The following is a 17,706-nucleotide window of genomic DNA, read 5'->3' on the forward strand; positions in this document are numbered from 1 at the left end:
TAATGAACAACACCGGAGACCAGAACACGGCTGCAGCCGGCTCCGACAAGATTTTCGATCACGTCGCCACGTCGCTTCTGCCGACGAAGCACGGCGAGTTCCGCATCCATGTCTACAAACCGCTTGGCGAATCGGTCGAGCACGTGGCCATCGTCAAGGGAGAGCTCAAGGGGCAGGAAAAGGTATTGGTGCGCGTGCATTCCGAATGCCTGACCGGCGACGTGCTCGGTTCGCTGCGCTGCGATTGCGGCGAGCAGCTCGATGCGGCGCTGGCGAAGATTTCCGCCGAGGGGCTCGGCGTTGTCGTCTACCTGCGCGGGCATGAGGGCCGCGGCATTGGCTTGGCGAACAAGATTCGCGCCTACCAGTTGCAGGACCAGGGACAGGACACGGTCGAAGCGAATCTCGCGCTCGGCCTTCCGGTCGACACCCGGGACTACCAGGTCGCGGCGCAGATTCTCGATGACCTGGGCGTGCGTTCCGTTCGCCTGATGACCAATAATCCGAAGAAGATGAAGAAGCTGGCGGATTACGGCATCCAGGTGGATGAGCGCGTGCCGGTGTTGACGGCGCATACGCCGCATAATATCGGCTACCTGCGGACGAAGCAGCAGAAGCTGGGGCATATGCTGGATTTCGAGCAAGAATAATCTTCCAGCCTTCGCCTGCGGGCGCTGTCTTCTAATTTTTCAGCCTCCCACACCCCGTCATTCCCGCCTTCGCGGGAATGACGGGTAATCGTCAGTGCGGATAGCGACTGTAGCGTCCCGCCTGCGGATACTCCACGCATTGCCATGTTCCCATCCAAGCAAACACTTCTCTCCATCCTCGCCTTCGCGGCCATAAGCACCACCCACGCCGCCGAGCCCATCAAACTCGGCATGATCGAAGGCATTTCCGGCCCCTTCGCCAATGCCGGCAACGCCGTCATCCGCAACATCCAGCTTGCCATTGAAAACGTCAATGCGCGCGGCGGCGTGAAACTGCCTGACGGCGCTCATCCGCTGGCGCTGGTCACTTACGACAGCAAGCAGGGCGTGGAAGAGGCCTTGATCGGCCTGCGCCAGATGGCCGACCAGCGGATCGGATTCATCCTGCAGGGCAACAGCTCGGCGGTAGCGGCGGCGCTCATTGACGGCGTCGAAAAGCACAACCAGCGCACACCTGCGCAGCGCATGCTGTTCCTGAATTATTCCGCTGTTGATCCCGCCCTGACGAACGAAAAGTGCAGTTTCTGGCACTTCCGTTTCGACGCCAACGCGGACATGCGCATGCACGCACTGACCGAGGTCATCAAGGGCGACGCCAGTGCAAAGCGCGTTTACCTGATCGGACAGGACTACAGCTTCGGACAGCAGCTGGCGCGTTCGGCGCGTGCGCAACTGGGCAAGAAGCGCCCGGACATCACCATCGCGGGTGACGAACTGCATCCGATCGGAAAGATCAAGGATTTCACGCCCTACATCGTGAAGATCAAAGCCAGCGGTGCGGATACTGTCATCACGGGCAACTGGGGGAATGACCTGACGCTGCTCGTCAAGGCGGCGAAAGAGGGCGGGCTGAACGCGAAGTTCTATACCTTCTACGGAAATGGACTCGGTGCGCCTGCGGCGATCGGCGAGGCCGGCGTAGGGCGCGTGCGCGCGGTGGCGGAATGGCATCCGAATACCGGGCAAGGCATCAAGAGCTCCGCCAGCGACGATTTCTACAAGGCCTTCCGGAAGCGTTATCCGGCGCCGGAAGACGACTATGTCCACCTGCGCATGCATCTCATGATCGACATGCTGGTGGCCGCGATCGAGAAAGCGAAGTCGACTGAGGCCGCCGCCGTCGCGAAGGCACTGGAAGGCGCGCGCTACAAGAACGCTTTCCATGAGGCCGTGATGCGCGCCGACGACCACCAATTGCTGCAGCCCCTGTACGTCTCCGTGATGCGCAAGGTGGCCGATGGTTCGGTGCGCTTCGACAACGAAGGCAGCGGATACGGCTTCAGGACCGAACGTTACTTGTCCATGGCCGACACGACCTTGCCGACGGCCTGCAAGATGAAGCGCGCCGAGTAAACCGTTCAGCTCGGGCGGGCGGGAATCGTCAGTCCGCGTACAACGGCCGGCCGCGCGACGAACTGTTCGAGCACGCGTGCCACGTTCGGAAAGTCATTAAAGCCGACGAGATCTCCCGCGCCGTAATACCCGATAAGGTTGCGCACCCACGGGAAAGTGGCGATGTCGGCAATCGTGTAGTCATCCCCCATGATCCACTGCCGCCCGTCAAGCCGGCGTTCAAGCACGGCGAGCAGACGCCGGGACTCCGCCGCATAACGGTCGCGCGGGCGCTTGTCCTCATACTCCCGGCCGGCGAACTTGTGGAAGAAACCGACCTGGCCAAACATCGGTCCGATTCCACCCATCTGGAACATCAGCCACTGGATCGTTTCGTAGCGCGCAGCCGCATCCTGTGGCAAGCACTTGCCGGTCTTCTCCGCGAGATACAGAAGGATCGCGCCCGACTCGAACAGCGGCAGCGGCTTTCCGCCGGGTCCGGCGGGATCGATGATGGCGGGAATCTTGTTGTTCGGATTGAGGGACAGGAACTCCGGCGACGTCTGGTCGTTGGTGTCGAAGCTGACGAGGTGCGGCTCGTAGGGCAGTCCTGTCTCTTCAAGCATGATGGACACCTTTACGCCGTTCGGTGTCGGAAGGGAATAGAGCTGGAGGCGGTCAGGATGGCGCGCAGGCCATTTTTTCGTGATGGGAAATACGGAAAGATCGGACATGCAGGCTCCGTGAAATATCGCTGAAGCCAATCAATATAAACACTTCACGATTTCCCTGCTGGAGAGCTCAGGCAACGACAGGAAGGCCCCGGCATTCGAACTGCTTCCTGACCCTGTCGATCAGGGCCAGGGTCGGAACGGGCGTGTCGGCAAGCTGGTATTTGCGCCCCAGTTCCTTCCACTTGTTCTCGCCCATCTTGTGGAATGGCAGGATTTCAATGCGCTCCACGTTCTTCAGGGCCGACACAAAGTCCGCAAGCGCCTCGACGTCGAGCAGGTCGTCGGTATGGCCGGGCACCAGCACATGACGTATCCAGACCGGCTTGCCCATGCGGTCGAGACGACGGGCGAAATCCAGCGTGGGCTGGAGATCGATGCCGGTCAGCGCACGGTGCTTGAGAGGATCCATGTGCTTGATGTCCAGCAGCACAAGATCCACGGGGTCGAACCACGCATCGGGAAGGCTCCCAGCCAGCGCGCCATTCGTGTCGAGCGCCGTATGCAGGCCGAAGCGCTGCTTGACTTGCCGGAAGACCTCGCCGACGAAGTCAGGCTGCATCAGGGGTTCGCCACCGCTGATCGTCAGGCCGCCGGTCCGGCGGTAAAAGGCGGCATAGCGGCCGATATCCTCGACCACTTCCTCCACCGTCTCCCGTTGGCCGTCGCGCATCGTCCAGCTGTCCGGATTGTGACAGTACAGGCAGCGCATCCTGCACCCGGCGGTAAAGAGCACGTAGCGCAAACCGGGACCGTCGGCGGCGCCGAAGGTCTCGACGGCGTGGACGAAACCGTCCGCCCCGATGTACTGCGCGGGGCGGAGCAGGATGCTGTGGAGTGGCGAGTCTCCCATTGCGATTACGCCCGCTCGTGGAAGGTGCGGCTCAGCACATCCTCCTGCTGCTTGCGCGTGAGGCGATGGAACAGCACGCAGTAGCCGGACACGCGCACGCACAAGTTCGGATACTTGTCCGCGCCGTGCTCCATGGCGTCGAGCAGCATCTCGCGCGACATCACATTGACGTTCAGGTGGTAGCCGCCCTGTTCGACGAAGCCGTCGATGAATCCGCCAAGGTTGCCGATCCGGTCGCCGGCGGTCGTGCCAAGCGACGACGGCACCATCGAGAACGTCCACGACACCCCATCGCCGCAATCGTCGAACGGAATCTTGGCAACGCTGAATCCCGCCGCCACGTAGCCGTTCCTGTCCTGGCCGTTCGACGGATTGGCGCCCGGCGCGAAGGGTTTGCCGGCGCGGCGGCCGCCGGGGGCGGTGCAATCCGGGCCGTTGCCGGTCGCACTGCCATACACCACGTTGGACGTAATCGTCAGCGCGCTTTGCGTAATGATCGCGTCCTTGTAGGCGCGATGCTGGCGCAGCTTCGACATGAACGTGCGCGTCGCCCATACGGCAAGGTCGTCCACACGATCGTCGTTGTTGCCGTAGCAGGGGAATTCGCCGCCTTCATTGACGAAATCGACGGCAAGTCCGGCTTCATTGCGGATGATGCGGATGCGACCGTACCGGATGGCGCTGAGCGAGTCGGCAACATGACTCAGCCCGGCGATGCCGCAAGCCATGGTCTTGTGGTGCTCGGTATCCAGCAAGGCAAACTGCAGTGCCTCGTACGCATATTTGTCATGCATGTAGTGGATGGAGTTCAGGGCCTTGATGTAGATCTTTGCCGTGTACGCCATCACTTTTTCAAAACGCGCCTTGACGTCGTCGAACTCGAGATAGTCGCCGGTTACGGGCTCCAGTCCACTGGCAACCCGTTCACCAGTCACTTCGTCGCGACCGCCATTGATCGCATACAGCAGGGTCTTCAGCAGGTTGCACCGTGCGCCGAAGAATTGCATCGACTTGCCGTTGGCCATGGGCGATACGCAGCAGGAAATGCATGCATCATCGCCGTGCACAAGACGGATCGCGTCGTCCGACTCCACCTGGATGGCGCTGGTGTCGATCGCCACCTTCGATGCGAAATCCTTGAAGCCTTCTGGCAGGCGCGTCGACCAGAGCACGGTGAGGTTGGGTTCAGGCGAATTGCCCAGGTTGTACAGGCTTTGCAGCACGCGGAAGCAGGTCTTCGAGACGAGCGAGCGCCCGTCATTGCTCATGCCGGCAATGGACAGCGTGACCCAGGTCGGGTCGCCACTGAAGAGCTGGTCGAAGGACGGTGTGCGCAGGAAGCGGATCGCCCTGAACTTGATGACAAGGTGATCGATCAGTTCCTGGGCCTCGGCTTCGGTCAGCGTGCCTTCGTCCAGGTCGCGCTGGATGTAGATGTCGAGGAAGGTCGAGATCCGACCGACGGACGTCGCGGCGCCGTTCGATTGCTTGGCGGCGGCCAGGTAGCCAAAGTACAGCCACTGTACAGCTTCCCGTGCATTGCGCGCCGGCCTGGCGATGTCGAAGCCGTACAAGGCCGCCATCGTCTTCAGGTCCTTCAATGCGCGGATCTGTTCAGAGATTTCTTCGCGTGTACGGATGACTTCGTCGCTGAATGCTGCATCGTCAAGGCGGCGCTTGTCATCCTGCTTTTCCGAAATCAGCCGGTCAACGCCATACAACGCAACGCGGCGGAAGCAGCCGACGAGGCGGCCACGGCCGTAGGCATCCGGCAAGCCCGTGAGCAAGCCGCTGTGGCGAGCGGACAGCACGTCGGCGGGATAGGCGTCAAACACGCCGTTGTTGTGATCCTTGCGATACTTCTTGTAAATCTCTTCGATGCGAGGATCAAGCTCCGGGAAGCCGTATTCCTTCAGTGACTGTTCGACCATGTGCAGTCCACCCTGCGGAAAGATCGCTCGGCGCAACGGCGCGTCGGTCTGCAGTCCGACGATGGCTTCATTGTCTTGATCGATATACGCCGGGGCGTGCGCGGTGATGGATGCGATAACGTCTGCCGACACCGACAGCACGCCGCCATTGCGGCGCTCCTGCGCGAGCAGATCGTTGAATACGTCCATCTGCTTCGTTGTGCGCGCGGTCGGCCCCGAGAGAAAGCGGTCATTGCCCCGATACTCGGTGTAGTTCTGCTGGATGAAGTCCCGGACCGCAATGGCTCCGCGCCAGTCTTCACCGCGAAAGCCGCGCCATGCGTCGCGCTTTTCCTGCGCTGCCTTTTCAATCTGTGCTGCCTTTTCGATTACTGCTGCTTCAACAACCGTGTTCATGATCGAATCTCCTGAATGCGCCGGTTCGACACACGGTGCAGGAGTGAGTTCCAGCGGGAATGCTTCGCAGGCGTGGACATGCCGTTACAATAGCTGCAATGGGCCGTGTGCATTCCGGCCGCATTCACCTCTCAGGAGTAGCAAGTTGCTTAGCCCTAATCACATCACGGCCGAACGTTTTGACGATGCCGTCGACGCGCTGCGGCGTATTCGCGAAATTTACGATTCCAGCATCACGCATCTGCGGGACCACCTGCAGCGCTTCGTCAACGGCGAGCGCTTTCCGTCGCGCGTGCGAGCCTGTTATCCGTATGTGCGCATCCAGACGGAGACGGTTGCGCGGGCCGATTCACGCCTGTCGTACGGCTTCGTCGCGGGGCCGGGTACGTTCGAAACCACGATCACGCGACCGGACCTGTTCGAGAACTACTACACGGAGCAGTTGCGGCTCCTGCTCAAGAACCACAGCCAGAACCAGCACGTGCAGCTGGAGGTGGGGGTGAGCGCCCAGCCGATCCCGATCCACTTTTCATTCGCACAGGACGACCATATCGAAGGCAGCATGACGGCAGAACGCCGCCTTGCGCTGCGCGACATGTTCGATTTGCCGGACCTCGGCGCGATGGATGATGGCATCGCCAATGGCACGTACGAGCCGCCGCCCGGAGAAGCGCAGCCGCTCTCGCTGTTCACCGCGCCGCGCGTGGACTATTCGCTGCATCGCCTGCGCCATTACACGGGAACGGCGCCGGAGCACTTCCAGAACTATGTGCTGTTCACGAACTATCAGTTCTACATCGATGAATTCGTCCGCCTCGGACACGAGATCATGAACCGTGTCCCCGACCCGGATGCGCCTGCTGACGAGGATCACTACATTGCCTTTGTGGAACCGGGCAATGTCATTACGCGCCGCGTCGGCGAGGCGGTGCAGGAAGGTGACGATATCGGCAAGGCGCCGCCGCGGTTGCCGCAGATGCCCGGCTATCACCTGATCCGCGCCGACGGCAGCGGCATCACCATGGTCAACATCGGTGTTGGCCCGGCCAATGCGAAGACCATCACCGACCACATTGCCGTGCTGCGTCCGCATGCATGGATGATGCTCGGCCACTGCGCGGGGCTGCGCAATACGCAGCAGTTGGGCGACTATGTCCTGGCGCACGGCTATGTGCGCGAAGATCATGTGCTGGACGAAGACCTGCCGCTGTGGGTGCCGATTCCGCCGCTTGCGGAAATACAGGTTGCACTCGAATCGGCGGTGGCTGAAGTGACGCAGCTGAAGGGCTATGACCTCAAGCGCGTCATGCGCACCGGGACGGTGGCCAGCACCGACAACCGCAACTGGGAGCTGCTTCCGCAGCGTACGCCGGAGCGTCGCTTCAGCCAGAGCCGCGCGATTGCGCTGGACATGGAGAGCGCCACGATTGCCGCCAACGGTTTCCGCTTCCGGGTGCCGTATGGCACCTTGCTGTGCGTGAGCGACAAGCCGCTGCACGGAGAGATCAAACTGCCCGGCATGGCCAACCAGTTCTATCGGGAGCGCGTCGACCAGCATCTGCGCATCGGCATCCGCGCGGTCGAGCTGTTGCGTCGCAAGGGAGTAGACAAGCTGCACAGCCGGAAGCTGCGCAGCTTTGCCGAGGTGGCTTTCCTCTAAGTGACTTTCAATCGAAGGATGGTGATCCTGTCGCAGCGCCCTTCGATCGCAAGGGCGCCGACATAATCCTTGGCGATGGGCAGGTCCGCCGTCGTCCAGTCCTCGATCGCGGTGCGCGGCGGCGGCAGCCGCAACCAGCCTGACGCGCGCCGGTCGCATTCCACCGCGTAGGCACGCAGCGGCAGAGCGACGCCCATGCCGGTCGCTTTCGAAATGGCTTCCTTGCGGCTCCAGCAGCGTACCGTGGCGACTTTGCCGTCGGGCATGCGGCGCAGGGCGGCGATCTCGTCGGGGTGGAGTCCCGCTGCGAGATCGTGGTATTCCTGCGTCGCGTTCGTCATTTCGACGTCGATCCCGACACGAGGGAATCGGGAAACCGCCACCCATACCTGGCTGCCGGCGTGGCTGACATTGCAGCCGACGGAGCATCCGGGGAGTTCGGGCTTGCCCCAGGTATTGCTGCGAATGATCTGCGCCGGATCCATGCCGCCGTAATGCACGGCTACACGACGCAGCATCGTTCGCCCCAGGAGGTTGCGGATACTGTCTTCCTGACGCGGGAATCGTGCGGCGCGGGCGTGCTCGTCCTGCAGCGTGTTTTTCAGGGCGAAGGAATGGAGCGCCGTCTGGTGGCGCCAGTCAAAGGAAAGACCGATGCAGAGGGCACTGCCATCGGTCAGCGCAGGGTAGTCGAGGTCGAGCGGGGAGTTGGCGTCGACCTTCAGATCAACCGGGGCGCTTATATGCGGTGAGGCTGCAGGCATCGTTTTTTCGGATCGCATTGTCACTCGGCAATAATACGGCAGATTCGGGCACGACGGGCGTCCTATCTCGACGACTTCCGTGGTGCGCCGCCACATTTTTACACTCAGATCGCCATATACCGTCCCGGCTTGTGGTTCACTGCCAAGGTCAGGTTCAGCATTGCTGCGCCGAGGAGCGAGATCGCGACAGACGTCATGGAAATCATGGGAATCGAAAGCATGAGAATGGTTGCATCGAGTCCGAGCTGCACGAGGCCGGCACGCAAGCCGTAACGCTCCTGCAAGTACAGAACCAGTACATTGATGCCACCGAGGCTGGCCCGGTGGCGGAACAGCACCAGCAGTCCGACGCCGCAGAGCAGGCCGCCCATGATGGCGCCGTACAGCGGATTGAGGTTCTCCATTGTGAACACCAGCGGCAGGAGCTCGGAGAACGCCGAAAGCAACCCGACGGCGGCAAACGTTTTCAGCGTGAATTTCCATCCCATCTTTTTCACTGCGAGAAAATAGAAGGGCACGTTGATGGCAAAGAAGAGCTTGCCGAAGCTCAAGCCGGTGAAATAGTGGAGCAGGAAGGCGATGCCGACCGTGCCGCCCGTGACAAGGTGCGCCTTGCCCAGCATGGCAACGCCGAGCGATACAAGCAGGGTGCCGGTTACCAGCGCCTGCATGTCGTCGAAGAGCGTGTGCTGCTGCAGCGCTTTCGTCTGTCCCGACTCCCGATCGTGCTGGTCGATCATGGCAGGCAGGGTCTCGGTTGGAACCGGGCCGGGCAGGGCGGCCGCAGCGTGGCGGTTATGCATGGTCATGGAATCGGTATGGGATCGCAACATCTTGTGAATGCAGGATCGATCACGAAGGTTAATGTGCGCGCAAGCTTAATCCACTCGCGTCGCGGATTTTATTGACCTCGATCAAGAATTTCAAACCCCGCGCGGCGGACGGCGCATGCAGCGAATTTATAACTTCGGATGAGAAGCATTCATTTGAATGATTGTTCGGGGCCAATTACCATTTTCCGCAGATTGATCGGCGTGCAAGAACGCATTCCAACGATCCATCGATTTCATCATTTTTCAGAGAGACCCCATGGATTTCGAGTTTTCACCGCGTGTCCGGCAGCTCAAGCGGCAGTTGCAGGATTTCATGGACAACTACGTGGTGCCGAACCTGCCGCTGTGGCGCGAAGAAGTCGGTGACGGCCTGCAGCATCCGCAATGCATGGAGGACCTGAAAGAGATCGCGAAATCCGAGGGGCTGTGGAACCTGTTCCTTCCCGCGCTTGAAAAGGAGCATGGCGGCCAGGGACTGACGAACCTCGAATACGCGCCGCTGGCGGAAATCATGGGCCGGGTGCATTGGGCGGCGGAGGCATTCAACTGCAGCGCGCCTGATGCCGGCAACATGGAGCTGCTGCACATGTTCGGCAGCGAAGCGCAGCGCGAACGCTGGCTCAAGCCGCTGCTCGACGGCAGCATCCGGTCCTGCTTTGCGATGAGCGAGCCCGACGTCGCTTCATCCGACGCGACCAACATCCAGCTTTCGATGCGGCGTGAGGGCGACGAGTACGTCATCAACGGGCGCAAGTGGTTCATTTCAGGCGCAGCCCATCCGTTATGCCGTTTCGCCATCGTGATGGGCGTGACCGATCCGGATGCGGAAGTGCATCGCCGGCAGAGCATGGTGATCGTGCCTTTCGACACCCCGGGCCTCAAGATCGTGCGCAATATACCGGTGATGAATCACAGCTTTCCGGGCGGGCATTGCGAAATGGTGTTCCGCGACGTGCGCGTCCCCTCCGGCAATCTCATCCATGAGGAAGGAGCCGGTTTTGCCATCGCCCAGGCGCGCCTCGGCCCTGGACGCATCCACCACTGCATGCGCTCGATCGGGCAGGCCGAGCTGGCACTGGAGCTGATGTGCGAACGCGCGGCGGATCGCCGCACCTTCGGCCGCTATTTGCACCAGCATGCGAACGTTGCCGAATGGATCGCGCTGTCCCGCATGGAGATCGAGCAGGCTCGCCTGCTGGTGCTCAAGACCGCGTGGATAATCGACCAGTACGGTTCCAAGGGAGCTGCACGCGAGATTGCAATGATCAAGGCGATCGTGCCACGGCTGCACACGACGATCTGCGATCGCGCGATGCAGGTGTTCGGGGCGATGGGGCTAAGCCCCGACACGCCGCTGGCCGAGTTGTGGACATGGGGAAGGGTGCTGCGCATCGCGGACGGACCCGACGAGGTGCATCTGCGCACCGTCGCGCGCCAGGAAATGGACGCGGCGGCGGAAAGGCGCGGCGCGACTTTGCCCTACCTGAATACGCCCGATCTGGTTTGACACTAGAATGATTGGCATTGCATACACAAGACGCAGCATTGCCTCATTCGGTTTCATGACTCTTTCCAGTCCAGAACAGTCCGGCGTCACCGGCATCCCCGCGCTCTCCGTTCCCTTGCTGTCGCTAGCCGCCTTCGGCAGCGGCATCTCATTGCGCGTGACAGATCCGATGCTGCCGCAACTGGCGCAGGAGTTTTCCGTATCGCTCGGCGATGCCTCCAACGTCATCACGGTGTTCTCGATTGCCTACGGCCTGTCGCAGCTGTTCTTTGGACCTGTCGGCGACCGGTATGGAAAGTACCTTGTCGTCGCCTTCGCCACGCTTGCCTGTGCGCTGACTTCGCTTTTCTGCGCGCTGGCCCCCGGCTTTGTTCCCTTGCTGGCCGCGCGGTTAACGGCTGGCGCGACGGCGGCTGCCATTATTCCGCTGTCCATGGCATGGATTGGCGACGTTATTCCCTATCACCAGCGTCAGCCGGTGCTGGCGCGCTTTCTGATCGGCCAGATTCTCGGGCTTGCCACGGGGGTCCTGATCGGCGGGTTGGCGGCGGACGCCGGCAACTGGCGCCTGCCGTTCTTTTTCGTTGCCGGCGTCTTCCTGCTCGTCAGCCTCGCCCTGTTTGGTTTGAACCGGAGGCTTCCCGAGGCGGCGCGCAAGGTGCGCCGTGCCGAAGGCGCCGTCATTGCGCGGATGGCTGGCGAGTTCCGGCACATCCTTTCGTTGCCATGGGCGCGCATGGTACTGCTCACGGTCTTCCTCGAAGGCGCATTCCTGTACGGCGCGTTCGCCTTCATCGCGTCCCACATGCATCACACCTACGGCATGTCGCTCACCTCATCCGGCGCGCTGGTCATGCTCTTCGGGCTCGGGGGCTTCGTGTTCGCGGTGGCATCGGCGACGCTGGTGCGCAAGCTGGGTGAAGTCGGATTGTCCCTGTGGGGCGGGGTATTCGTTGCGCTCGCGCTGCTCGGCACAGGACTCGCCCCTGTCTGGTGGTGGGCAATCGGCGGATGTTTCGGCGCCGGCCTCGGGTTCTACATGTTGCACAACACCTTGCAGATCAACGCAACGCAGATGGCGCCGGAGCGGCGTGGCGCGGCGGTGTCTGCGTTTGCCTCGTGTTTCTTCATGGGGCAGTCGGTCGGCGTGGGAATCGCCGGTGCGCTCGTCGGACGTCTGGGCACGTCCAATGTGATGCTGGTCGGCGCCGTCGGCGTGCTTGCCGTTGCAGTTCGTTTCAGCCTGAAGTTGAAGTCGCGCCCGGCGCGTCAATAAAAAAGACTCGAGGAGACAAAAGCATGAATGACCATCCGCGTCCGTTGTGGACGCCCAGTCCTGCCCGTATCGAAGCCAGCCGCATGAAGGAGTACATGCGCTGGCTCGCTCGCGAGAAGAAGGTCAATGTCGACAGCTATGAGGCGCTGTGGCAGTGGTCGGTCGACGAGCTGCCCGCGTTCTGGGAATCGATCTGGCAGTACTTTGACATTCGTAGCAGCAAACCGTGGGAACAGGTCCTGGATGGGATGAAGATGCCCGGCGCCACCTGGTTCACCGGCAGCCGACTCAATATCACGGAACAGGTCTTCCGTTTCCACCGCGAGGGAGAGTCCGGCGAACGGCCGGCCATCATCGGCAGGTCCGAGGTGAGACCGACGGTCGAGCTGTCATGGAATGCACTCCGCAGCCAGATCGCCGCCGTTGCCAACGCACTGCGCGGCATGGGCGTGCAGCCCGGCGACCGCGTCGTCTCCTACCTGCCGAACATTCCCGAAACCGCGGTCGCGTTCTATGCCTGCGCCAGCATCGGGGCCATCTGGTCGAGCTGCTCCCCCGACATGGGCACACCCAGCGTGCTCGACCGCTTCGGACAGATCGCACCGAAGGTCTTGCTGGCGGTCGATGGCTACCGCTACGGCGGGAAGGATTTTGACCGTTTGGAGGTGGTGAAGGGCCTGGTAAAGGCCTTGCCCAGTCTTGAACAGGTGGTGCTGCTGCCGTACCTCGACAAGGAGGCGCGGCTCGACGGCGCGCATTCCTGGCAGGAATTGCTGGTGAACGACACCGAAATGCATTTCGAGCAGCTTCCGTTTGACCATCCCTTGTGGGTGGTCTACTCATCCGGCACCACGGGCATGCCCAAGCCCATCGTCCACGGCCAGGGCGGTGTGTTGATCGAGAGCCTGAAAGGCCATGGATTGCACACCGGACTCGGCGAGCAGGACAGGTTCATGTGGTACTCGACGACCGGATGGATCATGTGGAACTCCCAGGTGACAGGACTCCTGCTCGGCGCCACGATCGCGATCTACGACGGCAATCCCGGATATCCGGACCTTGGCACTCTATGGAAGTTCGCGGAGGAGGCGGACCTGACCGTATTCGGTGCCGGCGCCGCGTATTTCGCCAACTGCATGAAAGCCGGCATCGCACCGCGCAAGCTGGCGAAGCTGGATCGGCTGCACACCATCGGTTCGACCGGCTCGCCGCTGCCCGCGGAAGCCTTCACCTGGATCTACGATCAGCTTGGTCCGGATATCCTGCTGGCCTCCATCAGCGGCGGCACCGACATCGCCGCAGCCTTCGTCGGCGCCTGCCCGATCATTCCGCTGTATGCCGGCGAAATGCAGTGCCGCTGCCTGGGCATCGCGGTCTATGCAATGGACCAGGAGGGCCGGCCGCTCGAAGACGAAGTCGGCGAACTGGTGGTGACCAAGCCGATGCCTTCGATGCCGCTCTACTTCTGGAACGATGCACAGGGCCTGCGTTATCGCGACAGTTACTTCGACATGTATCCCGGATGGTGGCGGCATGGCGACTGGTTGCGCATCACGCCGCGCGGCGGGGCCATCATTTACGGCCGCTCGGATACGACCATCAACCGGCATGGCATCCGCATGGGCACCAGCGAAATCTATCGTGTCGTCGAAGCGATGCCGGAAATCCTCGACAGCCTGGTGGTCGACCTGGAATACCTTGGGCGGGAGTCCTACATGCCGCTATTCGTTGTGCTGCGCCCCGGCGTCACGCTCGACGAGATACTCAAGGCACGCATCGCCGAGGGCATCCGGACGGCGCTGTCCGCGAGGCACGTGCCGAACGACGTGTTCGTCGTAACGGAGGTGCCGCGCACGCTGACGGGCAAGAAGATGGAGCTGCCAGTCAAGAAACTTTTGCTGGGCATGAAGGTCGATGAAGTAGCGAACCCGGATGCCATGAGCAACCCGGGCAGCCTTGAATTTTTCGTGGACTTCGCACGGCACCGGGAGGCGTGACATGCAACAGGAGCAGGACTGGCATACCGAAGCGTACAAGGGCATGGAGGTGCATGTGACCGCGCTTCCGAAGGACGAACGGGGCAAGGCCTGGGACTATACCGTGCGCGTTACGCAACCCGGCGATGATTCCACGTCCGAAGGCGAACTGGCCGCCGAATCCGGCGACGACAGCGATTTTCCCTCTGAAGAGGCGGCGGTGGAGGCCGGCTTCATGCGCGGCTACTCGATGGTCGACGCGATGTTCCAGTAGCGCGCGTCTTTCCGCCGTCCGCGTGTTGCATTTTCTGAAATGCAGGAATGCGCCTCTCTTATTTACAGGAATGGACAGGCGAACTCCGCCCGAAACTTGATCCAGGTTAAGGTTTTCGACACATTTCCCATTGGCATGCCGATTGCTTATGCTCGTTCCTCGTCTTGATCCAGGATAAGGCATTGCCTCCTGGCCTGACGCTCACGGCCCCAGCCCCGCCGAGAGACGATACTGCCGCGAGGGTGCATGGCGGTGTCGTCGGCAGTCCTGTCGGTACAACGTCCGGCATCACCGCGCCACCTCGACAATCTCACTGGGAGCACAAAAAAAATGACATATCTGACATGGTCCAATGACCTCGCCGTGGGCAACAGCTTTATCGATGGCGATCACCAGAAGCTGATCGACATGGTCAACCGCCTTCATGTCCTCATGTCCGAGGGCAAGGGAAAGGATGTCCTCGGCAAGGTGCTGCATAACCTGATCACCTACACCAAGGAGCACTTCCGCCGCGAGGAAGACCTGATGCGCAAGATCAGTTTCCCGGGGCTGGCCGACCACAAGGCCGAGCATGAAAAGCTGCTCGCGCAGGTCCTCGAACTACAGGCGAAATTCGAAAGCGGTGCCGCGACCCTGTCCATCCAGGTACTCCACTTCCTGCGCGACTGGCTGATCAATCACATCGGTAAATCGGACAAGGAACTGGCCCTCGCCACACACGATATGGCGCATTAAGACAAGACCAGCCGCCCGAGGGCGGCTGGTTTCAGTTCGACGGTGCGTGAGCGGAGCGGGAGGCCGTCCGGGCCGGCGATGTCAGCGCGGCCAGTGGTTGTTCGACCCAACGATGGAAGACCGCACCCGCCGCAATGCTCGCAAGCCAGGCGAGCGCCACGCCGCCGGCCTGCAACTCAGGCACAGCCGGCACATAACGCGTAAAGAATGCATTCACGATCAGGCATACCGGGAAGTGCACCAGGAAGACCGCATAGGAAATGCGTCCGAGGTAGCCGACCAGACGATTGTCCTGGCCCGGTAGCCGGATGATGCCGCGGCAGGCCGGTACGAGCAACAACGCGGTGCCGAGTGCGACGGCGATACGGCTCCGGAACTCAAGGTCGAGCGCAAGTCCGCCCAGCAGCAGGATCAACCCCGACAAGACCAGGACCCGGAGTGACGTGCGGGCGCGCTCGGACGCCCACCACGCAAGCGCTCCAAGTCCATAGCTGCCGAAGAAGTAGGGGCCCCACGCGTCCCAGGACGAATCGAGATTGAAATAAAGCAGCGACGCGGCCGTGCAAAAGGCCACCAAGGCCGGCGCCATCCGCGTGGGCATGCGGGGATGCGCCGCGATATGCAGGATCAGGGTCATCATCACGAACAGCTGGAAGTCGATGGCGACGTACCACGCGCCGGCCGAAATCGACTCCACGCCCAGCACGCCGTGCAGCAGGAGGGCATGCGCCAGGATCTGGCCGAGGCTCGGCATTGCCGAAATGGAATCATGCGTCATCCATTGCGCCGCGAGCGCGGACGCCGCGACCGCGAGAAGCATCGCTGCCATGAATGCAGGAACCAGCTTGACGAAGCGCCGTACAACAGCGTCAACCGGCGCCAGCACAGCAGTATTTTTCGCCGACAGGGAACGGGCCGCAAGGAATCCGCCCATGGCCAGGAAGGCATGCACGGCAATGCGCCCCTGTGTGCCGAGCCAATCGAAGACTTCCGGCATGACCGGCCATGCGATATCCGCCATCGGTCCATAAAAGGCAAGATGGTGCAGGACAATCAGATTGCAGGCGATTGCCTTGAGGAGGTCGAATACGCGGAAATGCATATGCTACAAAGGATGAGGTTGAGGAAAAACCTGCTATTTTCGCATGTATTGCTCCTGCCCCGCTTGAGCAACCCCTGATCCGGCGCGGGCCGGCGACTGTTTCTCGATGGTCGCATTGATTTCGGCGCCGAAAAGCAGCACGGCGGAGGAGATAAAGAAGTACAGCAGCAGGATGATGATGGCGCCGATGCTGCCGTAGGTCGCGTTGTAATCCGCGAAGTTGACCACGTAGAGTTTGAACCCGAGCGATGCCGCTACCCAGACCGCCACGGCGAGCAGGGCACCGGGGGAGATGAAGCGGAACTTCTGCTTCACGTTCGGCGCGACGTAATAAATGATGGCGACGGCCAGCGTCAGGATGAACAGGGCCGCCGGCCAGCGCAGCCATGCCCAGAGCGTGACGAAGATCTGTTCGAGGCCGACCTGCTGCGCCACCCATTGGACGACCTGGGGGCCGATCGTCAGAAGGGCGGCCGCGGCGATCATCATCGCGGCCAGTCCGACGGTATAGATCAGCGATAAGGGATACAGCTTCCATGCAGGCCGGCTTTCGCGCACGTCGTAGGCGACATTGAGCGCGTTCATCGTGGCCCGGATGGCCGCCGAGGCTGACCAAAGCGCGACAATCACGCCGATCGACAGCAGCCCGCCTTGTTCCTTCTGCAAGTCGGCGATGACCTTGTTGACCTGCTCGGACGCCTCCGGCGGCAGCATCATTTGCGAATGCTGCCGCAACCAGTCGAAGAAATCCTCGAGCCGGAGGAACCCGAGGAGGGCGATCAGGAAAATGATGAAGGGAAAAATTGAAAAAAATACCTGGTAGGCGAGCGCGGAAGCATAGGTGGTCATGTCGTCGTCAAGAAAGTCGCTGAACGCTTTCTTTGCGACTTGCATCACGCTCAATCCTGGCATTCCCGATATTCCCATGCGAACTCTCCCCTCTCAACCTTGCCCAAAAGCCCTTAGTGACTGCGGGAGTACCCCTGTCCCTCAAACGCCCGTTTCGCGAGATACGTGCCGGCCAGCACGGCGCCGGCGGCGACCAGCATGGAACTGGTCGGGAAGCTGCGCAGGGTATTGGACGCCAATTCGCCGGCGCGCGGCGCGGTAAGTTGAAGCCGGCGCTTGGTCATTTCGGCGCCAAGTTCGGAGAGGCGGGCGCCAAGCACGCGTTCGGCTTCCGGCAGGAGGGTCGTCTCTTCGTCGGCGACGTGGTGCATGACGTCGCGCATCAGGTCCATGAAGGTGCGATCGAAGGCGGGATTGTTGGCGTCCATCGAACGCAGCAGGGCAATCAGGCGCCGCATCTCGTTGTGCTCCGGAACGCTCTTGTCGAGCACGGATTTGTCGGCGCTCACGGCGCGCATGGCTGGATAGAAAATTTCTTCTTCCAGCTGGGCATGGATTTCCAGGGCGATGCAGGCGGTATTCACCAGCGCCTTCTTCGTGGCCGGGCTGTTGTCGATCTCGTATTGATGAAAGGTTTCCAGCACCGCCGTATGATCCATGCGAATCATGTTGGTGATGGTGGGAGACAAGGTGCTCGTTACGGTGTCCCTCAGGGATTTCATCATGGCATCCTCCTTCGTTCATGTTGTGGTCGGATGACACATGCAGCAAACACCA

The 17,706-nt window shown here is 61.4% G+C and carries 16 protein-coding genes; 8 read left to right on the top strand and 8 right to left on the bottom strand.

From position 1 onward, the window contains the following. Positions 1 to 2: 2 nt before the first annotated feature. Complete coding sequence (gene ribA, locus ACNOHI_RS04885; RefSeq protein WP_420473524.1) at positions 3 to 650, top strand: GTP cyclohydrolase II; 648 nt, start codon at positions 3 to 5, stop codon at positions 648 to 650. A gap of 144 nt (positions 651 to 794) precedes the next feature. Next, positions 795 to 2,063 (top strand): branched-chain amino acid ABC transporter substrate-binding protein, encoded by a 1,269-nt coding sequence (locus ACNOHI_RS04890; RefSeq protein ID WP_420473525.1) that lies wholly within the window; start codon positions 795 to 797, stop codon positions 2,061 to 2,063. 5 nt (positions 2,064 to 2,068) lie between these two features. On the opposite strand, the gene ACNOHI_RS04895 is transcribed toward ACNOHI_RS04890, so the two are convergent. The 3 genes from ACNOHI_RS04895 to pflB form a co-directional block, all read right to left on the bottom strand. Then, entirely contained in the window at positions 2,069 to 2,776 is a 708-nt protein-coding gene (locus ACNOHI_RS04895; RefSeq protein WP_420473526.1) for a glutathione S-transferase N-terminal domain-containing protein, read from the bottom strand. Positions 2,777 to 2,843: 67 nt separating this feature from the next. Next, positions 2,844 to 3,626: a pyruvate formate-lyase-activating protein gene (gene pflA / locus ACNOHI_RS04900; protein WP_420473527.1), complete on the bottom strand. Its 783-nt coding sequence runs from the start codon at positions 3,624 to 3,626 to the stop codon at positions 2,844 to 2,846. A 5-nt stretch (positions 3,627 to 3,631) separates the two neighbouring features. Next, positions 3,632 to 5,953, bottom strand: coding sequence for a formate C-acetyltransferase (pflB, locus tag ACNOHI_RS04905; protein WP_420473528.1), 2,322 nt, complete (start codon positions 5,951 to 5,953; stop codon positions 3,632 to 3,634). A gap of 145 nt (positions 5,954 to 6,098) precedes the next feature. Here pflB and ACNOHI_RS04910 point away from each other — a divergent pair, with 145 nt between their 5' ends. Beyond that, positions 6,099 to 7,613: an AMP nucleosidase gene (locus tag ACNOHI_RS04910; RefSeq protein ID WP_420473529.1), complete on the top strand. Its 1,515-nt coding sequence runs from the start codon at positions 6,099 to 6,101 to the stop codon at positions 7,611 to 7,613. Here the strand turns inward: ACNOHI_RS04910 and ACNOHI_RS04915 are convergent. Then, positions 7,610 to 8,377, bottom strand: a complete 768-nt coding sequence (locus ACNOHI_RS04915; protein ID WP_420473530.1) for a 4'-phosphopantetheinyl transferase family protein — start codon at positions 8,375 to 8,377, stop codon at positions 7,610 to 7,612. The genes ACNOHI_RS04910 and ACNOHI_RS04915 overlap by 4 nt on opposite strands. A 104-nt stretch (positions 8,378 to 8,481) precedes the next feature. Continuing rightward, the gene (locus ACNOHI_RS04920) at positions 8,482 to 9,186 is read right to left on the bottom strand and encodes a YitT family protein (RefSeq protein ID WP_420473531.1); all 705 of its coding nucleotides are present in this window, start codon (positions 9,184 to 9,186) and stop codon (positions 8,482 to 8,484) included. Positions 9,187 to 9,466: 280 nt separating this feature from the next. Here ACNOHI_RS04920 and ACNOHI_RS04925 point away from each other — a divergent pair, with 280 nt between their 5' ends. From ACNOHI_RS04925 to ACNOHI_RS04945, 5 genes are all read left to right on the top strand, one after another. Further along, positions 9,467 to 10,717, top strand: a complete 1,251-nt coding sequence (locus ACNOHI_RS04925; RefSeq protein ID WP_420473532.1) for an acyl-CoA dehydrogenase family protein — start codon at positions 9,467 to 9,469, stop codon at positions 10,715 to 10,717. 55 nt (positions 10,718 to 10,772) lie between these two features. Further along, a complete protein-coding gene (locus tag ACNOHI_RS04930) occupies positions 10,773 to 11,993 on the top strand; it encodes an MFS transporter (protein WP_420473533.1) in 1,221 nt (406 codons plus the stop codon). Between the two features lie 23 nt (positions 11,994 to 12,016). Continuing rightward, complete coding sequence (locus ACNOHI_RS04935; RefSeq protein ID WP_420473534.1) at positions 12,017 to 13,990, top strand: acetoacetate--CoA ligase; 1,974 nt, start codon at positions 12,017 to 12,019, stop codon at positions 13,988 to 13,990. Position 13,991: 1 nt separating this feature from the next. Continuing rightward, on the top strand, positions 13,992 to 14,243 hold the full coding sequence (locus ACNOHI_RS04940) for a hypothetical protein (RefSeq protein ID WP_420473535.1): 252 nt from the start codon (positions 13,992 to 13,994) through the stop codon (positions 14,241 to 14,243). Between the two features lie 330 nt (positions 14,244 to 14,573). Further along, complete coding sequence (locus ACNOHI_RS04945; RefSeq protein ID WP_420473536.1) at positions 14,574 to 14,978, top strand: bacteriohemerythrin; 405 nt, start codon at positions 14,574 to 14,576, stop codon at positions 14,976 to 14,978. A 31-nt stretch (positions 14,979 to 15,009) separates the two neighbouring features. Here the strand turns inward: ACNOHI_RS04945 and ACNOHI_RS04950 are convergent, their stop codons facing one another. The 3 genes from ACNOHI_RS04950 to ACNOHI_RS04960 all read right to left on the bottom strand — a co-directional run bounded on the left by ACNOHI_RS04950 (position 15,010) and on the right by ACNOHI_RS04960 (position 17,654). Next, positions 15,010 to 16,080 (bottom strand): acyltransferase family protein, encoded by a 1,071-nt coding sequence (locus tag ACNOHI_RS04950; protein ID WP_420473537.1) that lies wholly within the window; start codon positions 16,078 to 16,080, stop codon positions 15,010 to 15,012. Between the two features lie 33 nt (positions 16,081 to 16,113). Next, a complete protein-coding gene (locus tag ACNOHI_RS04955; protein ID WP_420473818.1) occupies positions 16,114 to 16,974 on the bottom strand; it encodes a YihY/virulence factor BrkB family protein in 861 nt (286 codons plus the stop codon). Between the two features lie 68 nt (positions 16,975 to 17,042). Next, entirely contained in the window at positions 17,043 to 17,654 is a 612-nt protein-coding gene (locus ACNOHI_RS04960; RefSeq protein WP_420473538.1) for a hemerythrin domain-containing protein, read from the bottom strand. Between the last annotated feature and the right edge of the window lie 52 nt (positions 17,655 to 17,706).

Origin of the sequence: Noviherbaspirillum sp. ST9, from assembly GCF_048799745.1 — a bacterium.
Taxonomy (GTDB): Bacteria; Pseudomonadota; Gammaproteobacteria; order Burkholderiales; family Burkholderiaceae_D; genus Noviherbaspirillum.